The 24,955-nt window shown below is 67.1% G+C and carries 22 protein-coding genes; 6 read left to right on the top strand and 16 right to left on the bottom strand.

The window, feature by feature from the left end; translation table 11 throughout:
* Positions 1-2: 2 nt before the first annotated feature.
* The 4 genes from SP5_RS04900 to SP5_RS04885 all read right to left on the bottom strand — a co-directional run bounded on the left by SP5_RS04900 (position 3) and on the right by SP5_RS04885 (position 5,343).
* The gene (locus tag SP5_RS04900) at positions 3-794 is read right to left on the bottom strand and encodes a transglutaminase family protein (RefSeq protein ID WP_042484936.1); all 792 of its coding nucleotides are present in this window, start codon (positions 792-794) and stop codon (positions 3-5) included.
* Positions 794-1,729: an alpha-E domain-containing protein gene (locus SP5_RS04895; RefSeq protein ID WP_042484933.1), complete on the bottom strand. Its 936-nt coding sequence runs from the start codon at positions 1,727-1,729 to the stop codon at positions 794-796. The genes SP5_RS04900 and SP5_RS04895 overlap by 1 nt, the downstream gene beginning before the upstream one ends.
* Positions 1,729-3,222 carry a circularly permuted type 2 ATP-grasp protein gene (locus SP5_RS04890; protein ID WP_042484931.1) on the bottom strand — a complete coding sequence of 498 codons (1,494 nt, stop codon included), beginning with the start codon at positions 3,220-3,222 and terminating at the stop codon, positions 1,729-1,731. The genes SP5_RS04895 and SP5_RS04890 overlap by 1 nt, the downstream gene beginning before the upstream one ends.
* 99 nt (positions 3,223-3,321) lie before the next feature.
* Entirely contained in the window at positions 3,322-5,343 is a 2,022-nt protein-coding gene (locus SP5_RS04885; protein WP_042484929.1) for a protein-disulfide reductase DsbD family protein, read from the bottom strand.
* A gap of 67 nt (positions 5,344-5,410) precedes the next feature.
* Here SP5_RS04885 and SP5_RS04880 point away from each other — a divergent pair, with 67 nt between their 5' ends.
* Positions 5,411-7,105, top strand: coding sequence for an alkaline phosphatase family protein (locus SP5_RS04880; protein WP_042484926.1), 1,695 nt, complete (start codon positions 5,411-5,413; stop codon positions 7,103-7,105).
* 135 nt (positions 7,106-7,240) lie between these two features.
* Here SP5_RS04880 and SP5_RS04875 read toward each other — a convergent pair whose 3' ends face one another.
* From SP5_RS04875 to SP5_RS04850, 6 genes are all read right to left on the bottom strand, one after another.
* Entirely contained in the window at positions 7,241-7,837 is a 597-nt protein-coding gene (locus tag SP5_RS04875; protein WP_042484922.1) for a DUF1989 domain-containing protein, read from the bottom strand.
* A complete protein-coding gene (gntA, locus tag SP5_RS04870) occupies positions 7,834-8,490 on the bottom strand; it encodes a guanitoxin biosynthesis heme-dependent pre-guanitoxin N-hydroxylase GntA (protein ID WP_245613401.1) in 657 nt (218 codons plus the stop codon). Before gntA ends, SP5_RS04875 begins: the two co-directional genes overlap by 4 nt.
* Positions 8,491-8,901: 411 nt before the next feature.
* Entirely contained in the window at positions 8,902-11,499 is a 2,598-nt protein-coding gene (metH, locus tag SP5_RS04865; RefSeq protein WP_042484916.1) for a methionine synthase, read from the bottom strand.
* A gap of 128 nt (positions 11,500-11,627) precedes the next feature.
* Complete coding sequence (locus tag SP5_RS04860; protein ID WP_042484913.1) at positions 11,628-12,674, bottom strand: homocysteine S-methyltransferase family protein; 1,047 nt, start codon at positions 12,672-12,674, stop codon at positions 11,628-11,630.
* A 250-nt stretch (positions 12,675-12,924) separates the two neighbouring features.
* Complete coding sequence (gene metF / locus SP5_RS04855; protein WP_042484911.1) at positions 12,925-13,866, bottom strand: methylenetetrahydrofolate reductase; 942 nt, start codon at positions 13,864-13,866, stop codon at positions 12,925-12,927.
* A complete protein-coding gene (locus tag SP5_RS04850; RefSeq protein WP_042484908.1) occupies positions 13,863-14,825 on the bottom strand; it encodes an ArsR/SmtB family transcription factor in 963 nt (320 codons plus the stop codon). Before SP5_RS04850 ends, metF begins: the two co-directional genes overlap by 4 nt.
* Positions 14,826-14,950: 125 nt before the next feature.
* Here SP5_RS04850 and SP5_RS04845 point away from each other — a divergent pair, with 125 nt between their 5' ends.
* Positions 14,951-15,328, top strand: coding sequence for a hypothetical protein (locus tag SP5_RS04845; protein WP_042484946.1), 378 nt, complete (start codon positions 14,951-14,953; stop codon positions 15,326-15,328).
* 191 nt (positions 15,329-15,519) lie between these two features.
* Here the strand turns inward: SP5_RS04845 and arfB are convergent, their stop codons facing one another.
* Entirely contained in the window at positions 15,520-15,945 is a 426-nt protein-coding gene (arfB, locus tag SP5_RS04840) for an alternative ribosome rescue aminoacyl-tRNA hydrolase ArfB (RefSeq protein WP_042484906.1), read from the bottom strand.
* A gap of 11 nt (positions 15,946-15,956) precedes the next feature.
* The gene (locus SP5_RS04835) at positions 15,957-16,598 is read right to left on the bottom strand and encodes an RluA family pseudouridine synthase (RefSeq protein ID WP_042484902.1); all 642 of its coding nucleotides are present in this window, start codon (positions 16,596-16,598) and stop codon (positions 15,957-15,959) included.
* A 49-nt stretch (positions 16,599-16,647) separates the two neighbouring features.
* Here SP5_RS04835 and SP5_RS04830 point away from each other — a divergent pair, with 49 nt between their 5' ends.
* Positions 16,648-17,421, top strand: a complete 774-nt coding sequence (locus SP5_RS04830) for a M15 family metallopeptidase (RefSeq protein ID WP_052811404.1) — start codon at positions 16,648-16,650, stop codon at positions 17,419-17,421.
* 152 nt (positions 17,422-17,573) lie between these two features.
* Here SP5_RS04830 and wrbA read toward each other — a convergent pair whose 3' ends face one another.
* Both wrbA and SP5_RS04820 read right to left on the bottom strand, forming a co-directional pair.
* The gene (gene wrbA, locus SP5_RS04825) at positions 17,574-18,176 is read right to left on the bottom strand and encodes an NAD(P)H:quinone oxidoreductase (protein WP_042484900.1); all 603 of its coding nucleotides are present in this window, start codon (positions 18,174-18,176) and stop codon (positions 17,574-17,576) included.
* Positions 18,177-18,205: 29 nt separating this feature from the next.
* A complete protein-coding gene (locus tag SP5_RS04820; protein ID WP_157013575.1) occupies positions 18,206-18,919 on the bottom strand; it encodes a pirin family protein in 714 nt (237 codons plus the stop codon).
* 140 nt (positions 18,920-19,059) lie between these two features.
* Here SP5_RS04820 and SP5_RS04815 point away from each other — a divergent pair, with 140 nt between their 5' ends.
* The 3 genes from SP5_RS04815 to ctrA all read left to right on the top strand — a co-directional run bounded on the left by SP5_RS04815 (position 19,060) and on the right by ctrA (position 21,875).
* Positions 19,060-19,983, top strand: coding sequence for a LysR family transcriptional regulator (locus SP5_RS04815; RefSeq protein WP_042484898.1), 924 nt, complete (start codon positions 19,060-19,062; stop codon positions 19,981-19,983).
* Positions 19,980-21,074: an AI-2E family transporter gene (locus SP5_RS04810; protein WP_042484895.1), complete on the top strand. Its 1,095-nt coding sequence runs from the start codon at positions 19,980-19,982 to the stop codon at positions 21,072-21,074. Before SP5_RS04815 ends, SP5_RS04810 begins: the two co-directional genes overlap by 4 nt.
* 99 nt (positions 21,075-21,173) lie before the next feature.
* Positions 21,174-21,875 (top strand): response regulator transcription factor CtrA, encoded by a 702-nt coding sequence (gene ctrA, locus SP5_RS04805; protein ID WP_042484892.1) that lies wholly within the window; start codon positions 21,174-21,176, stop codon positions 21,873-21,875.
* A 174-nt stretch (positions 21,876-22,049) separates the two neighbouring features.
* Here ctrA and SP5_RS04800 read toward each other — a convergent pair whose 3' ends face one another.
* Together SP5_RS04800 and SP5_RS04795 are read right to left on the bottom strand one after the other, a co-directional pair.
* On the bottom strand, positions 22,050-23,123 hold the full coding sequence (locus SP5_RS04800) for a choice-of-anchor A family protein (RefSeq protein ID WP_042484889.1): 1,074 nt from the start codon (positions 23,121-23,123) through the stop codon (positions 22,050-22,052).
* A 99-nt stretch (positions 23,124-23,222) separates the two neighbouring features.
* On the bottom strand, positions 23,223-24,896 hold the full coding sequence (locus SP5_RS04795; RefSeq protein ID WP_042484886.1) for an amidohydrolase: 1,674 nt from the start codon (positions 24,894-24,896) through the stop codon (positions 23,223-23,225).
* Between the last annotated feature and the right edge of the window lie 59 nt (positions 24,897-24,955).

Raw genomic sequence — 24,955 nt, 5'->3', positions numbered from 1 at the left:
AATTAGGCCGAAGCCTGATGCACCGCCTCATCCACCAGGGCCACCTCCCGCCACGCCTCGCCCGACAGCGCGGTCGCCCCGGCGGCGTCCAGCGCGACGGCGACCCTGACGTGGCGGTCCTGCGGGCTAAGCCCGATACTCGGATCGAAGCCGATCCAGCCCAGCCCCTCGACATAGGCTTCCGCCCAGCAATGCGCCGTGGCGCCCGCCGCGTCATCCCAGGACGCGAAGCCCGAGACGAACCGGGCCGGCACCCCCAGCGACCGCGCCGCCACGCAGAAGATATGCGCCAGATCGCACGCCCCCGCCGCCTCCGAGGCAAAAGCCGCCGCCGCGTCCGTCGCGGGGCTCTGCGCAGCGCTGGCAAAACGACGGTGGAGCGCGGCATTCATCGCATGGAGCGCCGCCAGGCTGCTGTCCGCGCCGCGTATCGCTTCTTCGGCAAAGGCCGCAATCGCGGCATCGGCGGGCGTCGCCGGGGTCGCGCGCAGGAACAGGGCGGGCGGCAGCGTCTCGGTCGTCCCGCGCACCAGGCCATGCGCATCGCTGGTCAGCACCTCGCCGGTCGCGGTGATCGTCACCCTCTCGGGCGCGTCCTGGATATAGAGCATGGTCACGGCATTGCCGAAACCGTCCTGCCCGCGCCGCAGCCGCGCGTCGCAGTCGACGTCGATATGCCAGTTTGCCACCGTCTGATCGTCATGATTTTCCGGCGTCAGGCGCAGCATCTGGACCATCGTCGGCCGACCCGGCTTCGGGCGGTGGACGATCTGGTGCTCGATCACGATGCGCATCAGGCGAACTTGAACTGACGGCCGATGGCGCCGTGCAGCAGGGCATTCTCCTGGATAAAGGCTTCGAGAAACTGGTGAAGCCCGCCCGCGATCACATCGCCCGACCGCGTCTTCGTCATCCGATTGGCCCGCAACCTCGCCATGCGATCCGCCTCCCCATGCTGCCCCGTACGCCGGGCAAGCTGCCCCAGCACGTCCACCGTTTCCTCGACCGACGCCGCCAGACTGCGCGGCAGTTCGGCGCGCGCGATCAGCAGGTCGATGACGTTGGCGGGCTTCAGCCCGTCGGAATAGAGCCAGCGATAGGCGGTGACGGCGGACACGGTCTGGAGGATCGTCGTCCACTGGTCGCGATCGACGACGCCACCGATCCGCTCGCCCGCGGGCAGCAGGATGTGATATTTCACGTCGAGCAGCCGCGCGGTATTGTCCGCCCGCTCCACCGCCTGGCCCAGCCGGATGAACCAGGTCGTCTGGTTGCGCAGCATCCGGTGGACGGCGCCCTCGAAACCACGCGTCTCGTTCTTCACCGCCTCGACCAGGCCGAGGACGGCGGTGGGATCATCGGCGGCGGGCCTGGCCTCGAAATGCAGCCAGGCGCGGTTGATCGCGCTCCACGCCTCGCGGGTCAGCGCGGTGCGCACCGCCCGCGCGTTCGTCCGCGCCATGTCGACGCAGCGCACGATCGAGCCGGGATGGCAGGTCTCGACCGTCAGGAAGCGCGCGACCTCGCGACGGCGCAGCTCGCGCCCGCCCTCGGCAAAGGCGCCGGCGGTATCGGTGACGGCCAGCGCCGAGCCCCAGGCGGCCAGCCCCGCCGAGCGCGGCGACAGCACGTCGAGCCGGACGGTCGCCTCGACCAGCCGGGCGATGAAATCGGCCCGCTCGAAATAGCGGCCCAGCCAATAGAGCGAGGATGCGGTCCGCGAGAGCATCAGCGTACCCCCTGCGTCTGGATCTGCGACTGCTGGCCCTGCACATGCACCCAGCTGTCGGGTTCGGGATGGAGCAGGACGAAACTGTCCTTGGTGCCGCCGCCCTGGCTGGAATTGACGACCAGCGACCCTTCGCGAAGAGCGACACGGGTCAACCCGCCCGGCGTCACCTCCACGCCGTTGCGACCCGTCAGGACGAAGGGGCGGAAATCGACATGGCGCGGCGCGACCCCGCTTTCGACCAGGGTCGGCACGGTCGACAGCGCCAGCGTCGGCTGGGCGATGTAACGATGCGGCTCGGCGATCAGCGCGGCGCGGAAATGCTCGATCTGCGCCTTGGTGGCGGTCGGGCCGACCAGCATCCCGTAACCGCCCGATCCGTCGACCAGCTTGACCACCAGTTCGTCCAGATGGTCGAGGACATAGGCCAGCGCCTCCGGCTCGCGGCAGCGCCAGGTCTCGACATTCTTCAGCTTGGGCTCCTCGCCCGAATAATAGCGGACGATGTCCGGCATATAGCTGTAGATCGCCTTGTCGTCGGCGATGCCATTGCCCGGCGCGTTGAGAATCGCGACATTGCCCGCCGCATAGGCCGCGATCAGGCCGGGCACGCCCAGCATGGAATCCGGGCGGAAGATGAGCGGATCGAGGAAGTCGTCATCGACCCGGCGATAGATGACATCGACCTTCACCCGGCCCGCAATGGTACGCATCCAGACGATATCGTCATCGACCACCAGATCGGCCGCCTCGACCAGCTCGATCCCCATCGAATCGGCGAGAAAACTGTGTTCATAATAGGCCGAGTTGAAATGCCCCGGCGTCAGGACGACGCAGGTCGGCTCGGCGACGCCGTGCGGCGCGACCGACTTCATCGTGGCGAGTAGCCGGTCGGGATAGCTGTCGACGGCGGCCACCCGGAACTGGCGGAACAGCTCGGGGCAGAGGCGCAACATCGCCTCGCGATTCTCCAGCATGTAGCTGACGCCGGAGGGCGTGCGGGCATTGTCCTCCAGCACGAAGAAATCGTCCGGGCCGGTTCGCACCAGGTCGATGCCGCAGATATGCGCCCAGACGCCGTGCGGCGGGCGCATTCCCGCGATCTCGGGCCGGAACTGCGGATTGCCGAAGATCAGGTCGGGCGGCAGGATGCCGTCGCGCAGGATCTTCCGTTCGCCATAGATATCGTCGAGGAACGCGTTGATCGCCTCGACCCGCTGGACCAGCCCTTCGGACAGGCGCGCCCATTCGTCGGGCAGGAAGACGCGCGGCACGATGTCGAAGGGAATGATCCGCTCGGCCGCATCGCTTTCGCCATAGACGGCAAAGGTGATGCCCAGCTGGCGGAAGGTCGCCTCGGCCGCCTGCTGGCGGCGGCGGAGTTCGCTATCGGGGGTGTGATCGAGCCAGCGTTGAAGCGCGGATAATTCGGGCCGCAGCGTCACTGCGCCGGAAGCCCCCATGATTTCGTCGAACGCGGCGATAGTCCCCATCCGGTCGTTACGCTCCCCCTTGTACCTGGGTTCCATGCTGCACCGCATGATGGGGGTGTGCAAGGGGCATTATAGATCCTCCCCGTGCCGGGGAGGATCTTACGCCCCCAGCTTCTCCAGCATCGACGGGGTCAGCACCTGCGGCAGGACCTGCGGCGCCTTCGCGCCCGGTGCATAATAGAGGTAGAGCGGCACGCCCGCCCGGTTATGCCGCTCGATAAAGCGTCCCAATACCGGATCGCCGTCCGTCCAGTCGCCGACCAGCACCGCCACCTTGTTGCGCGCAAACGCTTCGCGCACCGACGACCGCTCGATGGCGGCTGCCTCGTTGACCTTGCAGCTCAGGCACCAGTCGGCGGTGAAATAGGCGAAGACCGGACGGTTCGCTTTCCGCAGATCCTCCAGCTTCGCCTCGGTAAAGGCGGTGTCGGCGGTCGCCTTGGCCACTGCGGCGGCGGGCTTGACCGTCACCACGATCCCGACCGCCAGCACCAGCGCCACGACAGCGGGCCAGCCCGCGCGGCCCTTGCCGCCATGCTGGCGAAGACCGGTCCACCAGAAACCCAGCGACGCGATCAGCGCGGCGGCGAGGCCCAGCGTCATGCCGGTCACGCCAGCCTCCTGCCCCAATATCCAGGCCAGCGCGAGCGCGGTCAGGAACATCGGCACCGACAGGATATGACGAAGCCGCACCATCCACATGCCCGGCTTGGGCAGCCGCCGCCGCAGCGCGGGAACGAAACCGATCGCGATGAAGGGCAGCGCGATGCCGATCCCCAGCCCAGCGAACACCGCCAGCGCGGCGGCAGCGGGCAGGACCAGCGCCGCGCCCAACGCCCCCGCCATGAACGGCCCCGAACAGGGCGTCGCGACGAACGCGGCCAGCGCCCCCGTCGCGAACGACCCCATCGCCCCCGAGCGTCCGGCAAAGGCAGGCGTCGGCAGCTCGAACAGCCCGGCGAGGTTGAATGCGATGCCCGCGACGAGCAGCAGCAGGATGCCGATGACGCGCGGGTCCTGAAGCTGGAACGCCCAGCCCGCGCTCTGCCCGCCCGCCCGCAACGCCAGCAGCACCACGCCCAGGCCCACGCACACCAGCACGACGCCCGCCGTATAGGCCAGCGCCTCGGTCCGGGCGTGGCGTTCATCGCCGCCACCCTTGGCCAGGCTCAGCGCCTTGAGGCTCAGGATCGGGAAGACGCAGGGCATGATGTTGAGCAGCAACCCGCCCAGCACCGCGCCCAGAAAGGCCAGCGCGATCGCGCCGAAGCCATGATCCGAAGTCGCGCTCGCCCCGGCAATCGCCCCCGGCTTGGCGGCGAAGGACAGTCCCTGCCCCTCGCCGATCGACAACACGCCCGACACCGGCCCCGGTGTCGGCACGGCGGCGGCGGGCATGGCGAGGATCAGCTGGTCGCCGCTCCGCGTCATCGCTTGCAGCGCGGCATGGTCGATGATGCCGCTGCGCTCGGGGTAGAAATAGGCGTCCTTGACCGCGACCGGCGCGGGCAGCGGCACCGCGATCCGCACCTGCTTGCCTTGCGTCTCGATCACCCCGTCGCCCCCAAGGGGCTTGGGCAAGGCGGCGCGCCACCGGTCGAACTCGGCGCGCCGGGCCGGATCGATGGCGCCGTCACCGACCGTCAGCGTCGTCGACAGAGTCTGGCTCTCGGGCACGCAGATCGTGTCGGTGCAGACCAGATAGTCGAGCTTGACCGAGACGGGAAGCGGCGTGCCCTTGGTCAGCCCGGCGGGGACGGACAAATTCACGAGCAGCGTGAAGGGCCGCTCATAGACATAGTTCATCAGCCCGGCGATCTTCAGCCGCCCCGGCACCGGATAGCGCAGCTCGCCCGCGCTCACGCCCTTGGGCAGCGTCCAGTGCGCCTCGGTCGGGAGGCCCGCATCGCCGCCATTCTTCCAATAGCCGTGCCAGCCCTTTTCAGGCGTCGCGACGATAGCCAGGGTCGTATGGCTGCCCGCTGCCGGCGTTTCGCTTTCGGCGACCAGACGCATCGGCAGATGGATGGCCCCCGGCGCGGGCGCGCTCTCCGCCATGCCGGGGCCTGCCGCCACCAGCATGAACAGAGCCGTCATCAGGATGTAAAACCAACCGCGCATCGACCTTGCCCTCACCCGCTTTCGCGTTCCATAGCGCCCCTGTTCCCGCTTTGCATCAAGGTTGCCCATGAACTCCCTGACTGCCGCGCTCCTGGCCTCCGCCGCGCTTCTCGCCGCCCCCGCGACCGCCCAGAATGCCAGCCCCGTGCCGGGCTATTCCGCGCCCGCCCCCGTCGTCACGCTGCCGGGGACGCCGCAGCCGCCCTTTCCCACGACGCCACCCAAGCTGATCGTCGCGATCTCGGTCGATCAGTTCTCGGCCGACCTGTTCCAGCAATATCGCAACCATTTCACCGGCGGCATGGCCCGCCTGCTGACCGGCGCGGTCTTCCCCTCGGGCTATCAGAGCCATGCCGCGACCGAGACGTGCCCCGGCCACTCGACCATCCTGACCGGCTATCGCCCCGCCCATACCGGGATCATCGCCAATAACTGGGTCGACCAGTCGGTGAACCGCCCCGACAAGATCGTCTATTGCTCGGAGGACGAAAGCGTCACGGGCATGAACCACAACAATTACGTCGTGTCGGACAAGCATCTGAAGGTCCCGACGCTGGGCGAGCGGATGAAGACCGCCGATCCCCGCGTCCGCACCGTCTCGGTCGCAGGGAAAGACCGCGCCGCCGTGATGATGGGCGGCCACAAGATGGACGAAATCTGGTGGTGGGACGGCAAGACCTATGTCTCCTATGCCGGACGGCCCGTGCCGCCGGTCGTCGAGCGCACGCGCAAGGCGGTGGCCGATCTGGTCGCCCGCCCGCAGGAGCCGCTGCCGCTGCCCGGCTTCTGCAAGCCGCTCGACCGGCCGATCACCGTCGGCAGCCAGACGCTGGGCACCGGCCGGTTCCAGCGCATGGCGGGCGACCTGAAGGCGTTCCGCGTCTCGCCCGCCGCCGATGCGGCGGTGCTGGCGATGGCGGCGGGCTTCGTGCAGGACATGAAGCTGGGCCAGGGACCGCAGACCGACATCCTGTCGGTCGGGCTGTCGGCGACCGACTATATCGGCCATGCGCTGGGCACCCAGGGCGCCGAGATGTGCATCCAGATGGCCGAGCTGGACCGTTCGCTGGCGGGCTTCTTCGATGTGCTCGACGCGACGGGCGTCGATTATGAGGTGATGCTGACCGCCGATCACGGCGCACACGACATGACCGAACGCCAGCAGATCCGCGCCATGCCGATGGAAAGCCATGTCGCGCCCGACGCCAGGACCAAGGCGATGTCGGCCGCGATCGCCAAGGCGATGGGCCTGCCCAACGATCCGCCGCTCCTGATGAGCGCGGAGGGCGACATCTATGTCAATTCGGCATTGCCCGCCGCGACCCGCGCGAAGGTGTTGGCCGAGGCCAAGCGCCGCTACGAAGCCCTGCCGCAGGTCGCCGCCGCGCTGACCCGCGACGAGATCGCGGCGACGCCCTGGCCAACGACCCCGCCGGAGACCTGGACGCTGAAGGAAAAGGCGCGCTCCTCCTATGATCCGACCCGCTCGGGCGATCTGCTGATCCTCCTCAAGCCTCGTGTGACGACCATCGAGGAGCCGGCCCCCGGCTATGTCGAGACGCACGGCTCGCCCTGGGACTATGACCGCCGGGTGCCTATCTTGTTCTGGCGCAAGGGCATGGCCGGGTTCGAACAGCCGCTGTCGGTGGAAACCGTCGACATCGCCCCGACGCTGGCCGCGACGATCGGGTTACCGATCCCGGGTGTGGACGGGCGCTGTCTGGACCTCGATCCGGGTACGGCGGATACGTGCAAGCGGTGACCTGATCCTCCCCGGTACGGGGAGGTGGCAGGCCGAAGGCCTGACGGAGGGGGGCATCCGCAAAGGACACCCCGTGCGGCGATCCCCCTCCACCACCGCTTCGCGGCGGTCCCCCTCCCCGTGCCGGGGAGGATGTCAGGCCCGCTCCACCCGGTACTCGATCGGCTTGAAACTGCCCCCATTGGACGTTGGCGCCGAACAGGCGGTCAGCCCGATCACCAGATCCATATGCGCCACGAAGCGGATATGGTCGCCCGGCTTGCTCAGCGGGGGCAGCACCTCCAGCTTGCCGGTCGTGCCATCGATCGGCACGTTCATGAAACAGTTGAACGCCACCGGAATCCGGTCGGGCACTACGCCATAAGGCTCCAGCGCCGCCGCCAGATTGCCGAAGCACCCCCGATGGCGCGGCAGATCGGGATAGAAATGGTCGAAAGTATCGACCGAGCACGGCGTCAGCAGGAAGTCATGCATCCCCACCCTGTCCTCGACGATCTCCAGCATCACCCGCGAGCGATTGGAATAGAGCTTGTGCCCGGTCGTCAGCCGGATCGTCTCGGCATAGTCGAGCGTACGCCCCGACGAGATCACCTCGTCCAGATCGTCGGCGTTGAAGGCGAGCAGGTCGGCCACTTGCCGCCCGCGCGGATCGATGACGGTCAGGCTGTCGCCCTTGGCCATGCGGAACGCGTCGCCGCTGCGCGGGGGGATTTCCACCGTTTGGCCGTTCATGGCTTGGCCTCGCGCGCATCGCCTGCATAATGGAAGGGGCAGCGCCAGCCCTCCTCAACCACGCGGCCGCTATACTGGCGTGCTTCGCTCAATTCGCCATGGCGGGTGAGCATCGGATTGCGCGAACCGGCCAGCGCTTCGTCGCGCATCAGGATCTTCTCGCGCATCGTCTCGTATTTCCCCTGTGCGCGCAGGATCTCGAACTGGTCGTGCAGGTTGAAGATCATCGCAGGGCGCGGGAAGCGACGCGCCGGGCGGCTGGCATTCGGGTGCAGCCCCACGACGAAAAACGCCTCGCCGCCAAAGGAGAGCGAGAAATGCGGGTCATCGGGATCGGTGCTGACGCGCCTGTCCCAATCCTGGCCCAGCCAGACATCCTTGTCCGACAGAGACTGGATGCGCGACCAGACCCATTGCTCGAATGCAGCTTCGTCGAGCGTATCCGGCCCGGCGAACACCACCGCAAGGCTGCGGAAAAGCTGCGGCTCGGCGCGGTAGCGCTCGGCGAAACGGCGCAGGCCATCATGGATGCGCAGGTCGTCCCAGGCACTGGCGATATCGCGCGCACCCAGGATTTCCAGGGTTCCACGCGCCATCGCGGCCTTCGCGCCGACGCACGGGAAATCGGCCTCCGCAATATGAGCGCGGAGCATAGCGGCGGATTCCGGCTCACTGGGGTCTTGAGCGGGGAAGAGACTGCTGATCATATCTGACATGGAACAACCCAACGCCGCGGCGAAACGGTACGTTCCAAAAGATATCGCAATCACAATAGATTGCAGATCATCTTTCAGAAATCTTGATAAGGATCAACGCCATGGTTGATCGAGGTTGCGCGGCGCTTGCCAATAGCGAAGCGCACCACCGAGCCGGGATGCGGGGCGGGTCGGCATAACCGACGGATCGGCTGCCGATGCATCGTCATCCCCCCTCGCCCGCGCGGCGACAAGGTCCGGGCGATCAAGGGCGGCGGCGATGCCTGGACTTGCAACGCCGCCGGAGGATCGGGCCGCTGATGAAATGCCGATTTCCCTGGAACCCAGGCCCAATCGGATTCGAGATGATCAATCCAGATTGGGGCGCAGCCAGCGAGTGGCCTGCGCCACATCGATGCCGCGCCGGGTGGCATAGTCCGCCACCTGATCCTCACCGATCCGCGCCACGCCGAAATATTCCGCCTGGGCGTGCCCGAAATAGAAGCCGCTGACCGCCGCCGTCGGCAGCATCGCGAAGCTGTCGGTCAGTTCCAGCCCGACCGCCTGTTCCGCGCCCAGCAGGTCGAACAGCGTGCGCTTGATGCTGTGCTCGGGGCATGCGGGATAGCCCGGTGCCGGGCGGATGCCGCGATATTGCTCGCGGATCAGCGCTTCGTTGGTCAGCTGCTCACCTGCCGCATAGCCCCACAGGTCGGTGCGGACATGCGCGTGCAGGCGTTCGGCAAAGGCTTCGGCCAGACGGTCGGCCAAGGCTTTCAGCAGGATATCGTTGTAATCGTCATGCCCGGCCCGAAACCGCTCGATATGCGCATCGATGCCGTGGATGCCGACCGCGAAGCCGCCGATCCAGTCGCCTGCGGGATCAACGAAATCGGCCAGACACATGTTCGCGCGGCCTTCGCGCTTGGCGATCTGCTGGCGGAGGAAGGGGATGCGGGCTTCCTCGCCCTTGGCGGTCAGGATCACGTCGTCGCCATCGCGGCGGCAGGGCCATAGCGCGGCGACACCACGTGCGGTCAGCCACTTTTCGGCGATGATCGTGTCGAGCATGGCCTGCGCATCGGCGTACAGCCCGCTGGCGCTCTCGCCCACGACCTCATCGGTCAGGATCGCCGGGAAGTTGCCCGCCAGCTCCCACGCGCGGAAAAAGGGCGTCCAGTCGATATAGTCGCGCAGGTCGGACAGGTCCCAGTCCTGATAGACATGCAAGCCCGGCTGCTTCGGATCGCCCGCCTTCAGCGCCATGTCCGCGACGAAGCCGCGTGCCCGCGCTTCCTCCAGCGGCAGGAGCGCATTGGAACCCTTGCCCTCGCGCGCCTTGCGGACGGCTTCGTAATCGGCCGCCACCTGCGCCACATAGGGATCGCGCTGGGTATCGGACACGAGCGTCGTCGCCACGCCGACCGCCCGGCTGGCGTCGAGGACATGGACCACCGGCCCCTCATAGGCGGGCGCGATGCGCAGCGCGGTGTGGACCTTGGAGGTCGTCGCACCGCCGATCAGCAGCGGCATGGTCATGCCCGCCCGCTGCATCTCCTCGCCCACCGTTACCATCTCGTCCAGCGAGGGGGTGATGAGGCCCGACAGGCCGATCATGTCGGCATCATGCTCGACCGCCGAAGCGATGATCTTCGCCCAGGGGACCATGACGCCCAGATCGACCACCTCGAAGCCGTTGCACTGGAGCACGACGCCGACGATGTTCTTGCCGATATCGTGGACGTCGCCCTTCACGGTCGCGAGGACGATCTTGCCCTTGCCCTTCGCGCCGGGTTCCTTCGCCGCCTCGATGAAGGGGAGCAGATGGGCGACCGCCTTCTTCATGACGCGGGCGGACTTCACCACCTGCGGCAGGAACATCTTGCCCGATCCGAACAGGTCGCCGACGACGTTCATGCCGTCCATCAGCGGCCCTTCGATCACCTCGATCGGGCGCGCGAATTGCTGACGGCATTCCTCGGTATCGTCGACGACATGCGCGTCGATGCCCTTGACCAGCGCGTACTCCAGCCGCTTGGTGACGGGCAGGCTGCGCCATTCGGCGGCCTGCTTCTCGGCGACCGCATCGGTGCCGCGATAGCGCTCGGCCAGCGCGACCAGCCGCTCGCCCGCTTCCGGGTCACGGTTGAGGACGACATCCTCGCAGGCCTGGCGCAGTTCGGGGTCGATCGTGTCGTACACGTCGAGCTGGCCCGCATTGACGATCGCCATGTCCATGCCCGCCGGGATGGCGTGGTAGAGGAAGACCGAGTGCATCGCGCGGCGCACCGGCTCGTTGCCGCGGAAACTGAACGACAGGTTCGACAGGCCGCCCGAGATATGGACGTGGGGGCAGCGCGCCTTGATTGCGCGGCACGCCTCGATGAAGTCGACGCCGTAATTGTTATGCTCTTCGATGCCGGTGGCGACCGCGAAGACATTGGGGTCGAAGATGATATCCTCGGGCGGGAAGCCGATGCCCATCAACAGGTCATAGGCGCGCGCGCAAATCTCGACCTTGCGCTCCTTGGTGTCGGCCTGGCCCACTTCGTCGAACGCCATGACGACCACCGCCGCACCGTATGCCATGCAGCGGCGGGCATAATGAAGGAACGCCTCCTCGCCTTCCTTCATGCTGATCGAGTTGACGATCGGCTTGCCCGACACGCACTTCAGACCCGCCTCGATCACGCTCCACTTCGAGCTGTCGATCATGATAGGCACGCGCGCGATGTCCGGCTCTGCGGCGATCAGCTTGAGGAAGGTCGTCATGGCGTATTCGGCGTCGAGCAGCCCTTCGTCCATGTTGACGTCGACCACCTGCGCGCCATTCTCGACCTGGCTGCGCGCCACCTCCACCGCGCGGGTATAGTCGCCCGCCAGGATCATCTTCTTGAACGCCGCCGATCCGGTGACATTGGTCCGCTCGCCGACATTGACGAAATTGGTGGAGGTGTTGGTGGTCATCGTCTTGTTCCTAGCCCCTCCCCTTCAGGGGAGGGGTTGGGGTGGGGCCTGTCCAGGCAGTCAAAGGTCCGGGATGGAGGCCACGCCCCACCCCCAACCCCTCCCCTGAAGAGGAGGGGCTTTGCGGGTCACGCCGCCATCGTGAACGGCTCCAGCCCGGCGAGGCGGGTGACGACCGGCGGGGCCGGGATGGCGCGGGGTTTCATGCCCTTCACCTTGTCGGCAATCGCCTTGATATGCGCAGGGGTCGAGCCGCAGCAGCCGCCCAGCACATTGACCTGCCCCTCGACCGCCCATTCGCCGACAAGGCCAGCGGTGGTCACCGGCGCCTCGTCATAGGCGCCCAGTTCGTTGGGCAGCCCGGCATTGGGGTAGATCATGATGAGCGTGTCGCAGATTTCGCTCAACGTCTTCACATGCGGGCGCAGCTGCTCCGCGCCGAACGAGCAGTTCAGCCCGATGGTCAGCGGCCGGGCATGGCGCACCGCGTGCCAGAAGGCCTCGACCGTATGGCCCGACAGGTTGCGGCCCGACAGGTCGGTCAGCGTCATCGACAGCATGATCGGGATTTCACGGCCCAGCGCCTCGCCCGCCTCGATCGTGGCCATGATCCCGGCCTTGGCGTTGAGCGTATCGAACACCGTCTCGATCAGGATGAAGTCCGCCCCACCCTCGACCAAGGCGTCGATCTGTTCGCGGTACACATCCTTGAGGAAATCGAAATCGATCTCGCGATAGCCGGGATCGTTCACGTCCGGCGACAGCGACAGCGTCTTGTTGGTCGGCCCGAGTGCGCCCGCGACGAAGCGGGGGCGGCCATCCTTGGCCTGGTACTCGTCGGCCAGGCGACGGGCGAGCTTCGCGCTCTCGACATTGATCTCGCGCACCAGATGTTCGGCACCGTAATCGGCCTGGCTGATCCGGTTGGCGGAGAAGGTGTTGGTCTCGGCGATGTCCGCCCCCGCCTCGAAATAGGCGCGGTGGATGGACTCGGGCACCTCGGGCTTGGTCAGCGCCAGGATGTCGTTATTGCCCTTCTGGTCGTGGGACAGGCCCAGCGTCCCCGCATAGGCCGCCTCGTCCAGCTTCCAGTTCTGGATCTCGGTGCCGAACGCGCCGTCGGTGATGAGAATGCGCTTGGCGGCTTCGGCCAGGAAGGTGTCGCGGGTCGTCATCGTCTTGCTCCTGCTCGGGCGAGCGGTTGTTCCGTTAGGGTAGAGAGCCTCAGACGATTTGCCTGTGGCCCTGCCCTCCCCCATCCCCTCCCGCCTGCGGGAGGGGCGTGCCTGGGTCGTCGGTCATGCGCTGTCGCCAACCCCGACCCTCCATTTCATCTCTCCCCTCCCGCAGGCGGGAGGGGCCGGGGGAGGGAAAGCCGCAAGCGACACAGCTTGCCGAACCGGCCCTACCCCCGAAGCGTTAAGATCACGCCGCCACGACCGCCTCGGCCTTCTTCCCCCGCACGCCCAGCAAATGGCTGATCGCGTACGCCAGCTCGGCGCGGTTGAGGGTATAGAAGTGAAACCCCTTAACCCCGCCCGCATAGAGCCGACGGCACATCTCGGCGGCGATCGTCGCGGCGACGAGTTGGCGCGCGCCGGGATGGTCGTCCAGCCCCTCGAACAGGCGGTCCATCCAGTCGGGGATGCGCGCGCCGCACATGGCGGCGAACTTGCGGGTCTGCGCGACGTTCGACACCGGCAGGATGCCCGGCACGATCTCGGCGGTGATCCCCGCCGCCGCCGCCGCGTCGCGGAAGCGGAAATAGGCTTCGGGCGAGAAGAAGAATTGCGTGATCGCACGGGTCGCGCCCGCGTCGATCTTGCGCTTCAGATTGTCGATGTCCGACGCCCGGTCGACCGAGTCCGGGTGGCATTCCGGATAGGCCGCGACCGAAATCTCGAACGGGTGCAGCTTCTTGAGACCAGCGACCAGATCGGCGGCATTCTCATAACCGCCCGGATGGCTGACGAAGCGCGCGCCCTCGGCGGGGGGATCACCGCGCAGCGCCACGATATGCCGTACGCCCGCCGCCCAATATTCATGGGCGACCTGGTCGATCTCCTCACGGGTCGCCTCGACACAGGTCAGGTGCGCGGCGGCGTCCATCGTCGTCTCACGCTGGATACGCGCGACGGTTGCATGGGTGCGCTCGCGGGTCGAGCCGCCCGCGCCGTACGTCACCGAGACGAAGCGCGGGTCGAGCGGCTCCAGCGTGCGGATCGCGTCCCACAGCTGCGTGTCCATCTTCTCCGTCTTGGGCGGGAAGAATTCGAAGCTGACCGCGATATCGCCGCCGACATCGGCGAACAGCGGTTCCTCATGCGCCAGCGCGGCCTCGGCCCGCGTCAGGATCGTGTTCGTCATGCCGCCCTCACCCTATTCGTCTCGACGGGCCGAAGCCCCTTCTTCACACCCAGCCAGAGCTTGACGGTCAGTTCGCCGCCCTCCAGCGTTTTCGTCTCCGCCAGCGTCAGCCCGGCGGGGCCGAACCAGCTGGCCATTTGTTCGTCGGCAAAGCCCAGGCGACTATGCGCCGCCTTTTGCCGCAGTTCCTCGCGATCATGCGGCGCGAAATCGGCGATCAGCAACCGCCCGCCCGGCCCCAACACCCGCGCCGCCTCGGCGATCGCAGCACCCGGCTGCTGCGCGAAGTGGAGGACATGGTGCAGGATCGCGATATCCGCCGCGCCGTCCCCCATGGGCAGCGCATACAGGTCCGCCTGCCGCAACTCGGTATTGGCGCGCCCATGCAGCTTGGCGCGGGCCAGCCGCAGCATCTCCGACGAACGGTCGATGCCCAGCGCGCTGTCCGCCCGGTCGCCGAACAGCTCCAGCATCCGCCCGGTGCCGGTGCCGATATCGATCAGCGCGCCCAGATCGCCCTCGCCGATCAGGCCGGCCATCGCCTCCTCAATCTCGCTGTCCGCGACATGGAGCGATCGGATCGCATCCCACTCGCCCGCATGATCCTCGAACCAGGCCGCCGCACTCGCCGCCCGGTCGGCGCGCACCGCCGCCAGCCGCGCGACATCGGCCACCACCCAGGGGTCGGGCGTCTCCGCCGTCCAGCGGTCGAGCGCCGCCATCACCGGCTCCACCGCCTCGCGGTCGCCCAGCGCGACGAAGACCCAACTGCCTTCCTTGCGCCGCTCGGCCAGTTCGGCGTCGACCAGGATCTTCACATGGCGGCTGACCCGCGGCTGGCTCTGGCCCAGCACCTGCGCCAGTTCGCCCACCGACAGCTCCATCGAGCGGAGCAGCGCCAGGATGCGCAGCCGCGTCGGATCGCTGAGGGCGCGAAAGATTTCGAGCGCATTGGCCATGGATCACGATATAAAGATATCTTTATATGCGGTCAACGGAGCGAATTCATGAAGACCGGCTCGGACCCGAAACGGTTCGTCTGCGTTGGCACGCCGATCATATGTTCGAAACGGGAGTGTTTGCCATGAAGAAGGCCCTTATCCTCGCCCTGACCGGCGCCGCCGCGATCTCGCTGGCCGCATGCAGCCAGAACAGCCAGCAGCAGACCAAGGAGGCCGCCGACGCGATCGGTTCGGACGTGAAGGCGACGACGCAGAACGCCTCCGACGATGTCGAGGCCGCGACTGCCAAGGCGCTGAACTCGGCCGAGAACGCGATGGACAAGGCGGGCGACAAGCTCGACCGCGCCGGGGACCGCGCCGCCGTGCAGGCCGATCGCGCAGGCGACAATCTCGACCGCAGCCTGGACCGCGCGGGCGACAAGATCGAGAATGGCACGGCCAAGGCTCGCGAGGCGACCGGCAACGCGCTGGTCCGTGCGGGCGAGGATGTTCGCCGCTAAGGTCTTATCCTTTCGGATCAGGGAAGCGGGTCGGCGAGGGATCGTCGGCCCGTTTTTTGTTTGGTGAGGGTTTCGCGCGGCCTTCGACTTCGCTCAGGCTGAACGGAGGTTGGGATGTGGGGCCACAAACCCCTCACGCCGTTCAGCCTGAGCGAAGTCGAAGGCCACGCCCCAACGCCCGCCGCCAAGCCTCAGTCGAACCGAACCTTCCCCCGCCCCGCCTTGACCTGGGCGCGCCCCTTCTTGGCATCCACCCGCCGAGTCTGCGACGCGCGTGTCGGCTTGGTCGGTCGCCGCTTCTTCGGCACGATGGTCGCCTCGCGGATCAGCTCGATCAGCCGCTCGCGCACCTCGCGCCGGTTCATTTCCTGCGAGCGGCTGGCATCCGCGCGTAAGGTAAGGACGCCGTCCTTGCTCAGCCGCTGCCCCGCCAGCACCGCAAGGCGCATCTTCACCGCCTCGGGCAGGCTGGGCGAGCCGCCGACGTCGAAACGCAGTAGCACCGCGCTGTCGGTCGTATTGACATGCTGCCCGCCCGGCCCGGAGGCGCGGGTGAAGCTTTCGGCGATCTCGCGCTCGTCGATCGCGATGGCGCGGGTGACGGGGATCAGCGCCATCGCATGTCCGCCTAGTTCTGGAAGATGCCGAAGCGTTCCGGGACCGGCGCCTCGGCGGTGATCGGATCCTTCTCGCCGCGCGGCACGGTCAGGCTGGCGGCGTGGAGCAGCATGCCGCCCGGCTCGCCCGCGCCATAGACCGGATCGCCGACGACCGGAGCCCCCAGGCCGGTGGCGGCATGGACGCGGATCTGGTGCGTCCGGCCGGTCTCGGGCCGGAACTCGACCAGCGTGCGGCCATCCTCATGGCGCAGCGCGCGCCAGCCGGTCCGCGCGGACTTGCCCGACGGATCGGCGACCATCCGCCAGCCTTCCTCCATCGTCGAGACCTTGGCCAGCGGCAGGTCGATCATGCCCTCCCCCTCGACCAGGCCGTTCAGCACCGCCAGATAGCGCTTTTCCACCAATCCCGCCTCGAACGCCTGCTGGAAACGGGCATGGGCCTTGGGATTGCGCGACAGGAGCAGGCAGCCGCTGGTGTCGCGGTCCAGCCGATGGACCGCATGGGGCCAGCGCTTGAAGCCGAACTTCAGCGATTCCAGATGGTTTTCGAGGCTGATCGACCCGTTACGGGGCCGATCCACGGGCAAGCCCGCCGGTTTGTCGATTACCAGCGCTTCGCCGTCGATGAAAAGAACGCGATCTCCGTGCATCGCGCTCCCTTGCCACCGTGCGCGCCGACATGCCAGAGGCGCGCGCGTCATGCCGACCGCTCCTGCCGCTTTCCTGCGTTTTCTGGCGCTGCTGATCTTCGCCACGCTGCCGGTGGCGGTACAGGCACAGTCCTGCGACGGTGCGCTGCCGCCGCCCGGCCCCGATGGCCGCGTCGCGGGCCATTTCCCCTATGGCGATGCGGCGCCCCAGGACATCGTGCCCGCCCCCGCCGGATTTGGGCTGAAGCCCTATTGCCGGGTTCACCGGGCGATGCTGGGCGATCTGCAGCGGCTGCTCGATGCGGCGAAGGCCGATCCGTCGGTGGGCGGCACTTTGCGCGGCCTGTCCTGCCACCGCGAGGTCGCTCGCCAGCGCAACGTCTTCTGCCGCGACCGCAGCGTCTCCGCCGCCGAGCGCGCCATTTCGGTCGCGCCTGCTGGGCATAGCGAACATGCGACCGGCTATGCGATCGACTTTGCGGTGCGCCCGGCGCATGGCTGCCCGGATGCCGAGGCGTGCATGGCGGCGTCTCCGGCGGCGCGCTGGCTGATCGCGAATGCGCGGCGCTTCGGCTTCGAGATGAGCTTTCCGGCGGGGAACAGGCAGCGGGTGAAGTGGGAGCCGTGGCACTGGCGCTGGGTCGGGACCCGTCTGGCAGAGCCAGGTGCGGCGCAGGCGCGGGCGGTCTTCGCCAAGGCGCGGGCACAGTTCCCGGCCGATCCGGGGATACGCGATCCGTTGAAGGTCGTGGTGGCGAACCAGCCGCCGGTGCCGATTGTGGCTGCGCCTGCGCCTGTAAAAAAGAAGGGGCGGCGGCGATAGGGTTTCCCTTGGCCTTCGACTTCGCTCAGGCTGAACGGCTGTGGGGGTTGATCCCTATTTCCAACCTCCGTTCAGCCTGAGCGAAGTCGAAGGCCACGCCCGACGCCCGCCATAAAAAACGGGGGCACCGACCGGCGCCCCCGTCCTTCCGATCACCCGAACAGCTTGGCGGCAGTCTCGGCGATACGCTTGCCCTGGTAGCGGGCGCCGTCCAGGTCGACCTGGCTCGGCTGGCGGCTGCCGTCGCCATCGGCCAGGGTCGACGCGCCATAGGGCGTGCCGCCATGGACTTCCTTGACGCCCATCTGGCCCTGGAAGCCATAATCGAGCCCGACGATGGTCATGCCGTGGTGGATCAGGTTGGTCAGGACCGAGAACAGGGTCGTTTCCTGCCCGCCATGCTGGCTGGCGGTCGAGGTGAAGGCGCCGCCGACCTTGCCGACCAGGCCACCCTTCATCCACACCCCGCCGGTGGTGTCCCAGAAGGCCGCCATCTGGCTCGCCATGCGGCCATAGCGGGTCGGGGTGCCGACGATGATCGCGTCATAGTTCATCAGCGCGTCGGGACCCTCGATCTCGGGGTGCGCGGTGTCGGTCTTGAAGTGCGCGGCGGCGACCACCTCGGGCGGTGCGGTTTCGGCGACGCGGCGGATGTCCACCTCGGCACCACCGGCGCGTGCGCCCTCGGCGATGGCGTCGGCCATCTTCTCGATGTGACCATAGGACGAATAATAAAGGACCAGAACCTTGGCCATGTCAGTTACTCCCTTCGAGAAAAACGAACTTATTCGGAATCGACCAGAACGATCTCGGCATCCTCGATCGCGGTGATCGTCACGGTCCGGCCGCCGGACAGCGCCGCACCGTCCCGAGCCGCGAACGGCACACCGTCGATTTCGATCCGCCCGGTGGCGGGGACGAGATAGGCATGACGCCCCTCGCCGACATTGTGCTCCAGACTCTCGCCAGCGCGCAGCGTCGCGCCCAGCACACGGGCGTCGGCCCGGATACGCAGCGTATCGCCATCCTCGTCGAACCCGCTGGCCAGCGTCACGAACTTGCCCGAACGCTCGCCCTTGGGAAACGGCTTGGCGCCCCAGCTGGGCTGGCCGCCCCGGCTGCGCGGCTCGATCCAGAACTGGAACAGCGTCGTCGGCTCGGATTCAAGATTATATTCGGCATGGCGCACGCCCGAGCCCGCGCTCATCACCTGCACATCGCCCGCCGCGGTGCGGCCGACATTGCCCATCGAGTCCTGGTGCGTGATCGCGCCGGTGCGGACATAGGTGATGATCTCCATGTCGGCATGGGGATGCGGCGGAAAGCCCGCATTGGGGGCGATGACATCGTCATTCCACACCCGGATCGCGCCCCAGCCCATGCGGGCGGGGTCATAGTAATTGGCGAACGAGAAATGGTGCCGCGCGTCCAGCCAGCCATGGTTCGCATGGCCCAGACTTTCAAAGCTGCGGCGGTCGATGCCCTTCTCTTCAGTCATGGCAGTCATGGAATTTCTCCCTTGGTTGCCCACAAGATAGGGCCGATAATGATCGCGTAAACGGAAACGCTGGAAACCGATCGTTTCCACGTTCATTGTAGCGCGCAGCGGACCGCCAAGGGTCGGCCAAGGGGGTGTCGATGCGTCTGCCGGATCTGGAAGCCTGGGCCATCTTCGCCGCCGTGGTCGAGCATCGCTCGTTCAGTGCCGCCGCCGATGCGATCGGCCTGTCCAAGGCCACCGTGTCCAAGGCGATCACCCGGCTGGAGGCGCAGCTCAACCAGTCGCTGTTCCACCGCACCTCGCGCCGCCTGGCGTTGACCGAAGCGGGAAAGCCGCTCGCCGACCATGCCGCGCGCATCCTGGCCGAGGCCCGCGCCGCCGAGGAAGCCGCGCGCGACGCCGCCAGTGCGCCCGCCGGGCGCATCCGGCTGGCCGCGCCCATGTCGTTCGGCGTCACCAACATCGCGCCGGTCATCGCCGACTTCCTGGCCGCGCATCCGGGGATCGAGATCGAACTCAGCCTGTCCGATGCGCGGGTCGATATCGTCGCCGAAGGCTATGACATCGCGCTGCGCATCGCCGACCTGCCCGACAGTTCGCTGCGCGCCCGGCGGCTGTGCGGGATTTCGACCCATATCGTCGCCTCGCCCGCCTATCTCGTCGACCATGGCACGCCGACCCATCCCAACGAACTGGGCGAGCACCGGCTGCTCAGCTATTCCAACATCACCGGCCCCTGGCGTTTCCGCCACCCTGGCGGCGCGGAAGTGTCGGTGCGTCCGCAAGGTCCGCTGACCGCCAATAGCGGCGACGCGCTGGTTCCCGCCGTCGTCGCGGGGCTGGGCATTGCGCGACTGCCGGGCTTCATCATCGGGCCGCATCTCGCCTCGGGCCGCGCCGTCGCGATCCTGGAGGACTGGACGCCGCCGCCGATCGGGCTTCACCTGCTCACCCCGCCCAGCCCGCTGCGCCCCGCCCGTGTCGAGGCGCTGATCGCCTGGCTCGCCGACCGGGTGCGCGATCCGTGCATGACCGCGCACGCGACGGAGGCCGTGCGATGAACCGGCTGCGTCCCGACGAGAGTGATGCGCGCTTCATCCGCCGCATCGTCCTGACCCTGCTGATCCTGGCCGTCACCGCCGCGTTGTTCCGCGCGGGCGACCTGCTGATCCTGGCCTTCGGATCGATCCTGGGGGCGATCGTCATCCATGCGATCGCCGACCTCTATGCCGATCACCTGCCCATCGGGCCGAAGCGTTCGCTGACCCTGTCGATCGCGACGGTGCTGGCGGTGCTGGGTTTCCTCGCCTGGCTGTTCGGCGTCGCCTTTCGCCAGCAGTTGAACACGCTGGTCACGCAATTGCCGATCCTGATCGACCAGCTGGCCGCCTGGGCCTCGCAATCGCCGGTCGGGGCCAAGGTCGTCGACGCGGTCCGTGCCGCCTATGCGGGCAGCCGGGTGGCGCAGGATATCGGGGGCATCGTGTCGGGCGCGGGCGAGTTCGTACTCAACTGCCTGTTGCTGCTGGTCGGCGCGCTGTTCTTCGCCGCCGATCCGAAAATCTACGAGCGTGGCTTCCTGCTGCTGATCCCCCGGTCGATGCGCCCCGCCATGGAGGATGCGCTGTTCGACACGGGTTCGACACTGCGGCTGTGGCTGCGCGCGCAGCTGATCCAGATGACGACGATGGGCGTGCTGGTCGGCGTCGGGCTGGCGATCGCGGGCGTGCCGTCGGCCGCCGCGCTGGGGCTGCTCACCGGGTTGAGCGAGTTCGTGCCCTATGTCGGGCCGATCGCCGCGATGCTGCCCGCGCTGGGGCTGGCGGCGCAGGGCGGGAACGGCGCGATCATCGGCACGCTCATCACCTTCGCGGTCGTCCGCCTGGTGCAGACCAATGCGATCACCCCCTTCGTCACCAGCCGGGTCGTCGCCATCCCGCCCGCCGTCACCCTGTTCGCGATCATCGGCATCGGGACCATCTTCGGCCTGTTCGGCCTTTTCTTTTCGGCCGCGCTGCTGATCGTCGCCTTCACCCTGATCCGCAGCCTGTATCTTCGCGAAGTTCTGGGCGAGGATATTCCCGCTGTGGAACATCAAACGCTGCTCGGCCCGGGAGCCCGGCTAAAACAAGAAGGGGAGATTCCCGGTTAGGGGCGAATTAACCTTTTACGTTCACATCCACGTTGGTTAATGATTGGAGTATCAGGTCGCCGGGGCAAGGGGGCGATCACTCGCAAATGGGGACTGTCGATGCGCGTATTGCTGATCGAAGACGAACCGACGACCGCCAAGGCGATCGAGCTGATGCTCGGCAGCGAAGGTTTCAACGTCTATACGACCGACCTGGGCGAGGAAGGCCTCGATCTCGGCAAGCTGTATGATTACGACATCATCCTGCTCGACCTGAACCTGCCCGACATGCACGGCTATGACGTGCTGAAGCGCCTGCGCGTCGCGCGCGTCTCGACGCCGGTGCTGATCCTGTCGGGCATCAACGAGATGGATTCGAAGGTGCGCAGCTTCGGCTTCGGGGCCGACGATTACGTCACCAAGCCGTTCCACCGCGAGGAACTGATCGCGCGTATCCACGCCGTCGTCCGCCGGTCCAAGGGCCATTCGCAGTCGATCATCCGCACCGGCAAGCTGGCGGTGAACCTCGACGCCAAGACGGTCGAGGTCGACAATGCCCGCGTCCACCTGACCGGCAAGGAATATGCGATGCTGGAGCTGCTCTCGCTCCGCAAGGGCACGACGCTGACCAAGGAAATGTTCCTCAACCACCTTTATGGCGGGATGGACGAGCCAGAACTGAAGATCATCGACGTCTTCATCTGCAAGCTGCGCAAGAAGCTCAGCCTGGCCTGCGACGGCGAGAATTATATCGAGACGGTGTGGGGCCGCGGCTATGTGCTGCGCGAACCCGACGATGTGGAGCAGGCCGAGGTCGCCTGATCTTCCCACAAATACCGAAAAAGGCCGGTTCGCGGGGGCGCGGACCGGCCTTTTTTTCTTGGGGTGTTCCCCTGGCCTTAGACTTCGCTCAGGCTGAACGGGTTGTGTGGCCTGGATCATTCCGCTCGCTCCGCTCGGCCTGAGCGAAGTCGAAGGCCACGCCCCCCTACCCCATCAGACCGCCACTCGCCGCCGCCGAAGCGCCAGAACCAGCAGCGCCAGCCCGCCGGCCATCAAGGCCATGCTGGCAGGCTCCGGCACCGGCGCCGGGCTTCCCCCGCTGCTCCCGGTTCCGCCCGAAGACCCGCCGGAGCTGCTCGGCGGATTGGACGTGCCCGGCACATAGGTGCCGATATAGGTCCCGAGATGGAACTCGCCATTCTGGATCAGGCTGCCGAACACCGCCGAGCCCTCGATATAATTGCCGGTGGTCGCCGCGGCCTTGGGCGCGAGGATCGATCCCTTCCAGGCGGTGGTCAATTCCAGGCTGGTCGCGTCGGGGAAGTTCCAGATGACATGCTCGCCCAGGCCGGACGCGCCGTTCAGGAAATTGTCGTCGAGGCGCACCGCACTGCCATGCACATTGACGATCACCGTGTCCGCACCATTCGGGTTGAAGGCGATCTCGCCGAAGCGCGTCAGGTCGGCGGCGTTCAGGTTGAACACGCCGACGCCGTTCGCCCCCGCCACGGCGTTGAACGTCGCGCGGTTGCCGCTGATCGATACCTGCGCCGTGGCGGACAGGGCGGCATAGCTGTTCGACAGATCGGTCATGCTGCTCGTCAGCAAGGACTTCTGCTGGTTCAACCCCGAGACGAAGCCGGGATCGCTGGCATTCAGGCCCGATTGGACGATATTCTGGTTGATGTTGGTGTTGGACAGCAGACCGCCGACCTTCACCGTCTGAACCCCGCCATTCAGGTTGAAGCCGCTCTCCACATTGCCGCCGATCAGCGCGCCAGAACCGTTATTGAGGTTCTTCGCCCCGCCCAGCACATTGCCGACCACCGTCAGGCCAGGCACCGCATAGGCCGAGCTGGGTACGGAACGGATCTGATAGTTGGACGAATTGCCACTCAGATTGCCGCCCACGAAAGTGCGCCCCTCCACCTCCGAACTGGAGGTCAGGTCGCCCAGGACGATGAGGTTCCATTCCTTGAGCGCGTCGATGCCGACCACGGGCGAAGCGGCGGCCAGCGAGGGGATGGCGGCCGCAATCAGGCCAATGGCGAGCAGACGGTTTTTCATACCCGCAAATTAGCAGAGTAAGTCCTGCCAAACCATTAGCGGTTTGGCCCACCGATTATCCCATTTCGAGGCGTTCTCCCGCCGATCTGGGCAGGGGCGTCAGCGACGCTCCCACACCTTCTGCCCGCCGATCCAGGTTTCCTCGACCTGGGTGGCGCGCAACTCGCTGGGGTTGACGTCCAGCGGGTTGCGGTCGACGATGATGAAGTCCGCCTGCTGCCCCTGTCCCAGTCGCCCGAACAGATCCTCGGCGAACCCGGCATAGGCGCCGTCCATGGTGAAGGCGCGCCACGCCGCCTCGCGCCCGACGATCTCCTGCGGCTGCCACCCGCCATAGGGCTGACCGTCCGGTCCCTGCCGGGTGATCGCCGCCGCCCAGCCTGCAAAGGGATCGGGCCGCTCGACCGGATAGTCCGAACCGAACACCAGGGTCGCGCCGTTCTTCAGCATCGTGTTCCAGGCATAGGCACCTGCCAGCCGCGCCGGACCCAGCCGCGCCTCGGCCATCTGGCGGTCGCTGGTCTCATGCACCGGCTGCATCGAGGCGATGATGCCATGCTTGCCGAAGCGCGGCAGGTCGACCGGATCGACGATCTGCGCATGTTCGATCCGCCAGCGCCGGTCGCCCTTATAGGTCTCGGCCAGCTCGTCGATCGCGTCGAGCACCTGCGCGTTGGCCTTGTCCCCGATCGCGTGGACGGCGATCTGGTACTTGTCCATCGCCGCGCGGCTCATCAGGTTGCGGATCACGTCGTCCGACATGAAGCCCAGCCCGGTCTGGCCCGGCGCATCGGCATAGGGCTGCTTCAGCCACGCGCCGCGCGAACCCAGCGCGCCGTCGCCGTACAGCTTCACGCCGACCAGCCGCAGCTTGTTGTTATATAGCCACGGCGTCGGCCCGGTGCCGCCGATGCGGACCGTATCGTCGACTCCGCCGCCATAGCTCATGATCCGCACGCGCAGGTTTCCGGCATCGCCCATCCGGCGATAGGTCATCCACTCGTCCAGCGTCGTGCCCATATCGGCGGTCGCGGTGATGCCGTGGGACAGCAGCTCGTTCTGCGCCTTCAGGAACGCGGCGTTGCGATCCTTGGCCAGCGGTTGCGGGATCGCCTTCTGGATCAATTGCATGGCGGCATCGACGAACACGCCCGAGGGCTGGCCGCCGACCTTCTCGATCCGGCCGCCGGAGGGAGAGACGGTCTTGGCGGTGATCCCCGCCGCCTTCATCGCCGCGCTGTTCGCCCAGAGCGCATGGCCATCGGCGCGCTCCATCACGACCGGACGGTCCGACACCACCGCATCCATGTCGGCGGCGGTCGGGAAACGGCCCAGCGCCCAGCTTTCCTGGTTCCAGCCGCCGCCCAATATCCATTTCCGCTCAGGATTGGCCGCGACATAGGCGGCGATCCGTGCCTTGGCCTCGTCCAGCGACTTGGTGGTCGCGAGGTCCAGTTCAATCTGGCGGAAGCCCAGCGCCATCACATGCCCATGCGAATCGACGAAGCCGGGCAGCATCACCCGCCCCTTCATGTCCGCGCGCCAGTCGAGCTTTTCGGGCCGCTTGTCCTTGGCCGACAGCAGCTTCACGACCTTGCCGTCCGGGGTCAGCAGCAGGCCGGTGAAGCGCACGACCTTGCCGTCCTTGTCCAGCGTCAGGCCCGTCACATTGTCGACCAGCGCATCCGCGAAGGCGGCGGCGGGGGTCAGCGTGATCGCCAGCGCGGTCAGGGCGGAGCGGAGAATGCGGGAGGGGGAAGCCTGCTTTGCCATGGCCGTTCCCTATCGGGTGTCGGGCTGAGTGGGAAGGTAGCTAACGATCCTCCCCGGCA

Source organism: Sphingomonas parapaucimobilis NBRC 15100, from assembly GCF_000787715.1.
GTDB classification, from domain to species: domain Bacteria; phylum Pseudomonadota; class Alphaproteobacteria; order Sphingomonadales; family Sphingomonadaceae; genus Sphingomonas; species Sphingomonas parapaucimobilis.
This window is presented reverse-complemented; position numbering and strand designations above follow the sequence as displayed.